The 9,223-nt window shown below is 63.2% G+C and carries 8 protein-coding genes; 5 read left to right on the forward strand and 3 right to left on the reverse strand.

Features of this window, described 5'->3' with window-relative positions; all coding sequences use genetic code 11:
- Window positions 1-7 precede the first annotated feature (7 nt).
- From CXQ94_RS13245 to CXQ94_RS13255, 3 genes are all read left to right on the forward strand, one after another.
- The gene (locus CXQ94_RS13245) at window positions 8-1,048 is read left to right on the forward strand and encodes a Gfo/Idh/MocA family oxidoreductase (protein WP_104091012.1); all 1,041 of its coding nucleotides are present in this window, start codon (window positions 8-10) and stop codon (window positions 1,046-1,048) included.
- 157 nt (window positions 1,049-1,205) lie between these two features.
- Window positions 1,206-2,432, forward strand: a complete 1,227-nt coding sequence (locus CXQ94_RS13250) for an MFS transporter (protein WP_258067075.1) — start codon at window positions 1,206-1,208, stop codon at window positions 2,430-2,432.
- An 85-nt stretch (window positions 2,433-2,517) separates the two neighbouring features.
- The gene (locus tag CXQ94_RS13255) at window positions 2,518-3,234 is read left to right on the forward strand and encodes a heme oxygenase (biliverdin-producing) (RefSeq protein WP_181034211.1); all 717 of its coding nucleotides are present in this window, start codon (window positions 2,518-2,520) and stop codon (window positions 3,232-3,234) included.
- 24 nt (window positions 3,235-3,258) lie between these two features.
- Here the strand turns inward: CXQ94_RS13255 and CXQ94_RS13260 are convergent, their stop codons facing one another.
- From CXQ94_RS13260 to CXQ94_RS13270, 3 genes are all read right to left on the reverse strand, one after another.
- On the reverse strand, window positions 3,259-4,089 hold the full coding sequence (locus tag CXQ94_RS13260) for a heme ABC transporter ATP-binding protein (RefSeq protein WP_258067068.1): 831 nt from the start codon (window positions 4,087-4,089) through the stop codon (window positions 3,259-3,261).
- Window positions 4,086-5,153 carry an iron ABC transporter permease gene (locus tag CXQ94_RS13265; RefSeq protein WP_258067077.1) on the reverse strand — a complete coding sequence of 356 codons (1,068 nt, stop codon included), beginning with the start codon at window positions 5,151-5,153 and terminating at the stop codon, window positions 4,086-4,088. The genes CXQ94_RS13260 and CXQ94_RS13265 overlap by 4 nt, the downstream gene beginning before the upstream one ends.
- Before the next feature lie 77 nt (window positions 5,154-5,230).
- Complete coding sequence (locus CXQ94_RS13270) at window positions 5,231-6,430, reverse strand: hemin ABC transporter substrate-binding protein (RefSeq protein ID WP_219817052.1); 1,200 nt, start codon at window positions 6,428-6,430, stop codon at window positions 5,231-5,233.
- 272 nt (window positions 6,431-6,702) lie between these two features.
- On the opposite strand from CXQ94_RS13270, the gene CXQ94_RS13275 reads away from it, so the two are divergent.
- On the forward strand, window positions 6,703-7,425 hold the full coding sequence (locus CXQ94_RS13275; RefSeq protein WP_104091022.1) for an LPXTG cell wall anchor domain-containing protein: 723 nt from the start codon (window positions 6,703-6,705) through the stop codon (window positions 7,423-7,425).
- Between the two features lie 32 nt (window positions 7,426-7,457).
- Window positions 7,458-9,223 (forward strand): HtaA domain-containing protein (locus tag CXQ94_RS22655; RefSeq protein ID WP_181034212.1); only part of this gene is annotated, 1,766 nt, incomplete at its 3' end.

Raw genomic sequence — 9,223 nt, forward strand, 5'->3', positions numbered from 1 at the left:
ATGACCCATGACACAAAAGATTGGCACGGCGTTGCTGGGGTTTGGCCATGCCGGAAGCATCTTCCACGCGCCGTCGATCGAGTCCTTGGAGCAATTCAGTCTCGACGTCATCGTTACCTCTGACCCCGTACGTCAAGCCGCTGCGCGGGCGAAATATCCGCTAGCAGAAGTGCTCAGCCGGGCGGAGTGGGCGAATGCCGGGGACACCCACGACGTTGACCTGGTGGTGGTGGCAACCCCGCCCGCCAGCCACGTGGCGCTGGCTCAGGCCGCCCTTGAAGCTGGCTGCGCCGTGGTGGTGGACAAGCCATTCACGGTGACCAGCGCCGAGGGCGATGCCCTCATTGCTCTGGCGCGAGCCAAGGGCTTGGTACTGACCACCTACCAGAATCGACGGTGGGACGGGGAGTTCCTGACTCTGCGGAAGCTGATTGCAGAAGGCGCCTTGGGTGAAGTGCGGCGTTTTGAGTCACGGCTTGAACGGTGGCAGCAGTCCATCACCAAAGAATGGAAGGCGCAGGCCACTCCGGCCGACGGCGGCGGGATTCTCTACGACCTGGGCACGCACCTTATCGACCAGGCGTTGCAGCTCTTTGGCCCGCCAACGCGCGTGTATGGCGAAGTGGCCGCACGCAGGCCTGACGAACGGTCCGACGACGATGCTTTTATTGCGCTCGAACACGCAGGCGGGGTGATCTCTCACCTGTGGATGAACCTCAGCGCGGCGCAGGCAGGGCCGCGGCTGCGGGTGCTGGGCTCCGAAGCCGCCTATGTCAAAGCCGATCCCGACCAGCAGGAAGCCCAGCTCCAGGCCGGGATCCTGCCCGGCAGTCCCGGCTACGGGGTGGATCCGCAGGAGAACTGGGGTCTGCTGGGCCGCGCTGGGTCTCTCGTGCCGGTTCCCACGGAGCCGGGCAACTTTACGCGCTTCTATGAGCTACTGGCGGCTGCGGTTCTCGACGGCGCCCCGGCACCGGTGGATCCGGCCGATTCGGTGGAGGCGCTGCGAGTTATCGAGTACGTGCGGGAGCAGGCTACGGGGCATTAGATGGCGGGGCCACGGCCGGTTTCGGCGGCTAGCAAACCATAGTTAGGTGTCGGGACGTATGCTGGGGCCAAGGATTTCCTCGCCCACGCGGGCGGCTCAAGAGGGGGGCATTGTGGCGAACAAGGAAACGAACTCGTATGGGGAACCGGCGGGTTCCCTGGCCTTTGCCGAGCCCACCGAAACCGTCAGGAACCGGTGGACGGTATCTGTGGTGCTCGTCAATGTTGGCATCAACACCGCATTCTTTGGACCCATTCAGGTGCTGCTCGCCCAGCAGGCAATACACTTTAGCGAACCTGACAAGGAAGCCATCTTGGCCCTGGTCACGGGCGCTGGTGCCGCCGTCTCGCTCGTGGCCAACCCTCTGTTTGGCACCTTCAGTGACAGGAGCGTCTCCCGTTTTGGCAGGAGGGTGCCTTGGGTCTTCATCGGCGCACTTCTGGGCACCATCGGCCTGCTTGGCCTGACCGTCGCCCCCAGTGTGGCGGCCATGCTGCTGCTGTGGTGCCTGGTGCAATTGGGCTGCAACGGCGCCCTGGCCGCGATCACCGCCGCCGTCCCGGACCAGGTGCCAATCCGCCAGCGCGGCAGCATCGGCGGGCTCTCCTCCATGGGAACGGTGGTGGGCATACTCTTCGGTGCCGCCGTCGGTGCCGTGGTCGCCGGAAACTATTCCCTTGGCTACATCCTTTGCGCCATTGCCCTGGTTGCAGGAATTCTGCCCTACCTCTTCTTCTCCAATGATCACACCTTGCAGAAATCGGAGCGACCGGCGTTTTCCTGGCCGTTATTCTTCAAGGGCTTCTGGATCTCACCCAGGCAATACCCCGACTTTGGCTGGGCTTGGATCACCCGTTTTCTGGTCAATGTGGGCAACCACCTGGTGACGCTGTACCTGCTGTTTTTTCTGCGCGATGCCGTCGGCTTCCAGAACCCCGAGTTTGGCGTGCTCATCCTGACCGGTATCTATGCGGTCCTGACCTTGATCACCGCCGTCATCGGCGGCAAATGGTCCGACCGTGTGGGCAAGCGCAAGCCGTTTGTTATTGGCTCCTCCATGATCATTGCCCTGGCTGCTCTCATCCTGGCCTTCGCCCCGACTTGGAGCGGTGCGCTGGTGGGTGCCGCCGTTCTAGGGGTCGGTTACGGCGCCTACCTGGCAGTGGACTTTGCCTTACTTACCCAGGTTCTGCCCTCCGCGATGAGCAGGGGCAAGGATTTGGGTGTCATCAACGTGGCAAACTCGCTGCCGCAGGTCATCGCTCCTCTTATCGCCTTTCCGCTGGTGACGTTCCTTGGCGGCTATGTGACGCTCTACGTCGTGGCGGCCGTCGTCGGACTTCTCGGGGCCGTATTCGTGGTCAAGATCAAGGGCGTGCAATAGCGTCAACCCATCGCAGCATTAACTTGACACAGTGTCACTAAACTTGATTAGCTAAGGATACCTTTACCTAATTATGGAGTTTGACATGACCTCAACAGCCGTCGATACCGCGTCACACGCTCCCAACGACGCGTCAACGCAAGAACCGCTGTCGCAGGAACTCAAGTCCCACACCGCCGCAGCCCACATGGCCGCCGAGGACTCCGCCTTCGTGGCTGACCTGATGGGTGGAAAACTCGACGCCGCCGCCTTGGCAAGCCTGCTGGCGCAGACCCTGGTGATCTACCGTGCCATGGAGGATGCGCTTGCTCTCCACGCCGACGACGCCCAGCTGGGTGGTTTCATCGATCCCAAACTGGCGCGGGTTTCCGCCCTGGAAGCCGATCTGGCCTTCCATTACGGCGCCGACTGGGACGAGCAGCTCGCCGACGGGCGCATTGCGATCGTGCCGGCCACCACGGCCTATGCGCAGAAGCTGGCAGAAGTGGGACCGACGTCGATCGAGTTCCTCCTGGCCCACCACTATGTGCGCTACATGGGGGACCTCTCCGGCGGCCTGATCATCTCCCGCATGGTCCAGCGCCACTATGAGATTGCCGAGGCTGGCCTGAACTTCTACGTCTTCGATGAGATTCCCAAGCCCAAGCCCTACAAGGACGCCTACCGCGACCGCCTGGACAGCACCAATTTCACGCGGGAGCAGAAGGACGCCATTTTGGGCTTCGCAGCCGAGTCCTTTGAACTGAACCGGGCAGTGTTCGTTGACCTGGCCGCCGAAAGGGCAAGTGCGCACGCAGCGTGAAGCCTCCGTTGCGAAGGAATCCCGTCACCGTCGAGGCAAAATTATGCTCCGGCCGGTGGCGGGATGCGCCATCACATCAATGGCGTAGCTGTAAACCCGGCTGAGCAGTTCGGCCTCAAGCACGTCTCCCGGCGTGCCCAGCGCGGCAAGCTTGCCATCCTCGAGCACCGCGACCTTGTCCGCGTAGCCGGCCGCTAAATTGAGGTCATGTAGCACCACCACGACGGCGTTTCCACTTTCGGCGCGACGCCGGGCCACCTGCAGCACCAGTTCCTGGTGGCGGAGATCCAGGGCCGCCGTGGGCTCATCGAGCATCAGCACCGCCGTGTCCTGCGCCAGCACGCGGGCCAAGGCCACCCGGGCTTTCTCCCCTCCGGACAGGGCGGAAAATTTGCGCAGCGCAAATTTGCTCACGTCGGTATCGGCCATGGCCGCCGCCACCAACTCATCGTCCTTCTCGGCTGCCGCGGTGTTGCTCCACGGCGCCCGGCCCATGCGAACGACGTCGAGCACGCTAAATGGAAAGCTCAGGGACTGCTGCTGGAGCAGCACGGCCCGGCGCAATGCCAATTCATCCGGGGCCCAGTCGCCCAGCGCACGCCCCGCCATTTCGATCCGCCCGGACTTCAAGGGGGCATCGCCGGCCAGGGCGGCCAGCAACGTCGATTTTCCGGCCCCATTGGGGCCCACCAGGGCCAGCACCTCCCCGGCAAGGACGGGCAATTGAATGCCCGCCAGGACTCGTTTGCCGCCGAGCTCCACGGTGACATCCTCCATCCGCATGGCGGCAAGCCCTGACGCCAGTGGTTGCGGCACGGTGGCGGGTGGGGCCCGGAACGCATCCAATAACCTCACGCCCAGCCCCCTTGCTCATTGCGGGTACGCCGCAGCAGCCAGAAGAAGAACGGCCCGCCGATCAGTGCTGTCAGCATGCCCAGGGGCAGGTCCGAATAAGGGACCAGGGTGCGGGCGGCCAGGTCGGCCAGCAGCACCAGTAACGCTCCGCCCAGGGCGCTGGCGGGCAGCAGCAGCCTGTGCCCGGGGCCGGCAATGATGCGAATCAGGTGTGGCACCACCAGGCCCACAAAGCTCACAATTCCGGTGAAGGCGACCCCGGCGCCCACCAGCAGGGCAACGGTGACGATCATCGTCATGCGCAGACGTTCCACATTGACCCCCAAATGCCTCGCCGACCGCTCGCCAAGCGAGAGCAGATCAAGTTGTTTGGCCGCCGCAAAAGCCATGGCCAGTCCCACTATTAGCAGTGGCGCCACGGATCCCACGCTGATCCAACCGGCGCCGTTGAGGCTTCCCAGCTGCCAGAAGATCAGTTGTTCGCGGGCGTTGGGGTCGGCCACGTAGGTGTAGAACGCGATCATGGCAAAAGTGAAGGCGTTCACGGCAATCCCCGTCAGGACCAGGGTGACAACCTCGGTGCGCCCTTTACTGCGCGAGAGGCTGTAGACCAAAAGTGTGGTGATGAGACCACCCAGGAATGCGAAGAGGGCCACCACCCAGTTTCCGTAGCCGGCCAGACCCGTCACGATGGCCGTACTGGCACCCACCGCGGCGCCGGAGGACACGCCCACCACGGCCGGCTCGGCCAGCGGATTGCCAAACACGCCCTGCATGACGGTGCCTGAACAGGCAAGCGCGGCCCCGACGATCATGGCCAGGACAACGCGCGGAAAGCGTACCGCCCAAAGAGTCTCATAGCCGCGGGCGTGTTCGGGCAGCGGGCCAAAGGCGAAGGGGCTAGTGACGTTCAGGCCGAAGAAATCCAGCCAGCTTTGCACCCAATTGTTAAACCCGTGCGTGATGGTGCCCAGCACCTCCAGCGGGGCAATGGACAGCTGACCGCTGCCGGCGGCGATCACCGCCGTTACGGCCAGTGCGGCGCCAAGCCCCAGCAGAATCAGCCGGTCTTTCAGGGGGCGACGGCGGTTGTTAGGCGGGGTTTGAACTGGCAGTGTGGCGCTGCGCGGCAGTGTTGTGGTCACGATTCACTCCCGTACAGGGCGGCGGCAAGTGCCCTGATGCTCTGGCCGGTACGGGGGCCGAAGCCTAGAAGCGAGTCATCGGCAATGTCCACCACGCGACGTGAGGTGCCCGCCGGGGTTTGGTTGATGCCCTGGATCTTGACCAGTCCGTCAACGCCGCCAACGGATTTGAGGCCACCTGTCATCAACAACAGCACGTCGGGGGCCGATTTGATCAAGGCCTCGGATGTCAGCTGCGTGAAGGGCATTTTCAGGCCAATGTCCGTTCCCACATCCACGGCGCCGGCGGCCGCGATCATGTCGTCGGCACCTGAGCCCGGGCCCGCCATCAAGTACACGCCAGCGGTCCCGCGAACGTACAAGAAGGCAACGCGCAGGGGCTTGTTTTCTGCAGGAACCAGGGAAAGTGCGGCGGCGATGTCCGTGCCCACCAGTTTGTTCAAGTCCACCCCGGAGTCCGGAACGCCCAGGGCTCCGGCCACCGCAGTGATTTGGTGGCTGATGCCCGGCAAGGTGCGGGCAGGGTCGAAGAAGATCACGGGAATGCCGATGTCACGCAGTTGCTGCTGAATTTCCAGCGGACCAATGGTGGTGTCCGTGAGGATCAGTGTGGGGTCCAGTGCCGTGATGGCCTCGGCATTCAGATCGTGGCCCGACGGCGTCACCACTGTCCCGTTGGCTGCCTCGGGAAAACTGGCGGCCCGATCGTGCCCCACCACATTGGCGCCAAGACCCAGGCCGTGCACAATTTCCGTCAGTGTTCCGTAGAGGTCGATAGTGACGATCCGGCTCACATCGGTTACCGAAACGGTTGCACCGTCACATGAGGTCACGGTAGTGGGCAATGCCGGTGTTGGTGGGGTGGACACCGTGGGCAGTGTCATCCCGGCGGTCACGGCGGTGGAGGGACCTGTGGCGGTCTTGGTTGAATCGGTCTGCGCGGCCGGGGATGACGCCCCGGCTGCATTCCAGTCCGTGGGCAGTGCGAGCTTTCCCGCAGTGCCGTCGCTGCACGCGGCCACCAAGGCTGCGGGTGCGGGCGCATTGCTGGCTGAAGTGCCTGGGGGTGTGGGTGCGCATGCCGTCACGGTCAGTGACAGTAGAGCCGTGGCGGCCAGCAGGCTGCGGTGAACCCTCCGCGAACTGGCGGAGAGCAAACCGGTATGAGGGCGCAGGGCAGGCAAAGCGTGTTTCATTGATTCCCCAGGTATGGCCTTAGCGGCGAGTCAGATCCGTTGCCAGCCCTGATGACAGGCCGGTTTTCTTAACTAAGCCTATCCTAGGTTAGGTTAGGGTTACGTCAGGTTAGTGTTGCGTAATTGCAGGTACCGCTTAACGCAACAATCGCCGTCGAACATTCACCGCACCACGGGAGCAACAAACACCACCAATTTCAATATTTGCGCAGGTCAGAGACCATGCGTGCTGGTGTTGTGCGCCCAAAAACCGCATCGATTCAAGGAGAAGCATGAGGGGAAATACCGGCCGTACCACGGGCCCGGCAGCACGCTTTGGGCGCAGGAGGGGCATACTGCACGTCGCCGCGGCGATCGGATTGACGGCCGGCATGGCGCTGGCAACCGGAGCCGGGGCCATGGCAGACTCCGCCAGCGGCCCCGGCGGACAAACGCTCACCGCCGACCGTAGCGCCGGGCTGAACGCCGCCGGTGACTCCGTCAGCGTCAGCGGAGCCGGCTTTGACCTGAGCAAGGGCGTCTACCTGGGCGTGTGCGTCAACAACGGCCCCGGCGCGGCGGCCACACCCTGCCTGGGCGGGGTGGATACCACCGGAGGCAGCGGAAGCTCGGTATGGATTTCATCCAACCCGCCCTCCTACGGCCAAGGTCTGGCCCAACCCTTTATCGAAACTGGCGGCAAGGGTTCCTTCACCGTCAACCTGTCGGTGCAGGCCTCCGACGCCCTGACCAACTGTGAAGACAAGGCCAAGGCGCCCAATGGCTGCGTCATTGTCACCCGCGCGGACCACACCCGCAGCGCCGACCGTAGCGCCGATGTCATGATCCCCATCAGCTTTGGCGCGGCAGCGCAGCCCGCTGCAGGTTCACAGGGGGCAGGTGCTCTGGCCAAAACAGGTGCCACGACCGGAATCGTCGTAGCTGGCGGCGCCGTGTTGCTGGCCGCCGGTGCAGGCGCCGTCGTCATGACCCGCCGCCGCAAAGGCGGGAACTAAGCATGGACAACCCACGAGCAAAGAGGAATCTCATGGCTTCAACTCAACGATCCCCCTGGTGGCGGCGCCCTTTGGGCGTCCTGGCCACATTGGCCATCGCCGGTTCCGGTCTGGCCGCGGGCGTAACCGGCGCCCAAGCCAACGAGGCACTTCCCAGCAGCCCGGCACCGGTTGCCGACACCGTGGAATTGACGGGCGGCGAACTGGACTGGGGCGTAAGCAAGTTCTTCCGCGACTACATCACCGGCAACATTGCCAAGGGCTCCATCGTTCCCGACGGCGGCGCAAGCTCCAACCCGGACGGTACGCTCAGGTTCCCGGCAGTTGCGCTCGACTCGACGAGCAAGAGCATCTCCTTCGCCGGATCCGTGGCCTTCTCGGGCCACAAGGGAGCCCTGTCAACAACCATCTCGGACATCCGCATTGACCTAACCCAGGGCTTGCTGCTGGCGGATGTCAGGAGTATCTCCATGAGCAGTGGCGCTCTGGAAACGTACGACGACGTCAGGCTCGCCACCGTGGATGTCACCGGCGTCCAAGACACAGGCAGCGCCTTTGTGGCAACCGCCTTGCCGTCAGCCATTCACGCCGACGGTGTCCCGGCGTTTTCCAACGTCTTCGCAGCAGGTGCGGCCTTTGACCCGGTGACGATCAATGTCACCTACAAAACTGTTGTGGCTGCTCCCATTGTGGGCGCCCATCCGGCCCCGGCGAGTGTCCTGGCAGGAGAAGCTGCAACATTTACGGCCGCAGCCACGGGACATGAGTCCGTGAAGTGGCAGGTATCCGCCGCCGGAACGGGGCCCTGGACCGATCTTGCCGGTGCCACCGGTGAGCAGCTTGTGATCACCGCCGATCTGGCCCTGAATGGGAACCTTTACCGGGCGGCATTCACCAACGCGGGGGGAGTGACCTATTCCGAACCCGCGGCTCTGACTGTGGGTGATGCGCCGAAGGTGTGGACTCCTGCGTTGAGTGTTTTTGCTGCTGATGGGGTGACTCCGTTGACGTCTGCTGTTCCTGAGGGGACGAAGATTGTGGTGCGGGGTACCGGTTTTGATCCTGCGGCGAATTTGCGTCCGGAGCTTGGGCGTCCGCCGATTGCTGCGGGTAAGCCGGCTGGCGTGTATGTGGTGTTTGGCAAGTTTGCTGATGTTTGGAAAGAGTCTGCTGGTGCTCCTTCCTCCGCGCGTGTGGTGGGGGATCAGAAGTGGGCTTTGAGTCAGGCAGCTTTTGATGCCATTCCGGCCATGTATCAGTCTGCGGTGAAGGGTCAGTGGGTTGAGGTTGCTGGCGATGGTTCCTTCACTGCGGAGTTGACGGTGCAGAAAAAGGTGGTTGCTGGTGCTCCCGTTGGGTGGCCTGCGGACGGCAATTTTGGCGCCTACACGTATGCTGCCGGTGGCACTGTGAACGCCTCGCAGGAACTATACGCTCCCATCACTGTGGGTGATGCGCCGAAGGTGTGGACTCCTGCGTTGAGTGTTTTTGCTGCTGATGGGGTGACTCCGTTGACGTCTGCTGTTCCTGAGGGGACGAAGATTGTGGTGCGGGGTACCGGTTTTGATCCTGCGGCGAATTTGCGTCCGGAGCTTGGGCGTCCGCCGATTGCTGCGGGTAAGCCGGCTGGCGTGTATGTGGTGTTTGGCAAGTTTGCTGATGTTTGGAAAGAGTCTGCTGGTGCTCCTTCCTCCGCGCGTGTGGTGGGGGATCAGAAGTGGGCTTTGAGTCAGGCAGCTTTTGATGCCATTCCGGCCATGTATCAGTCTGCGGTGAAGGGTCAGTGGGTTGAGGTTGC

This window comes from Arthrobacter sp. GMC3 (genome assembly GCF_002929305.1).
In the GTDB taxonomy this organism is placed as follows: Bacteria; Actinomycetota; Actinomycetes; order Actinomycetales; family Micrococcaceae; genus Specibacter.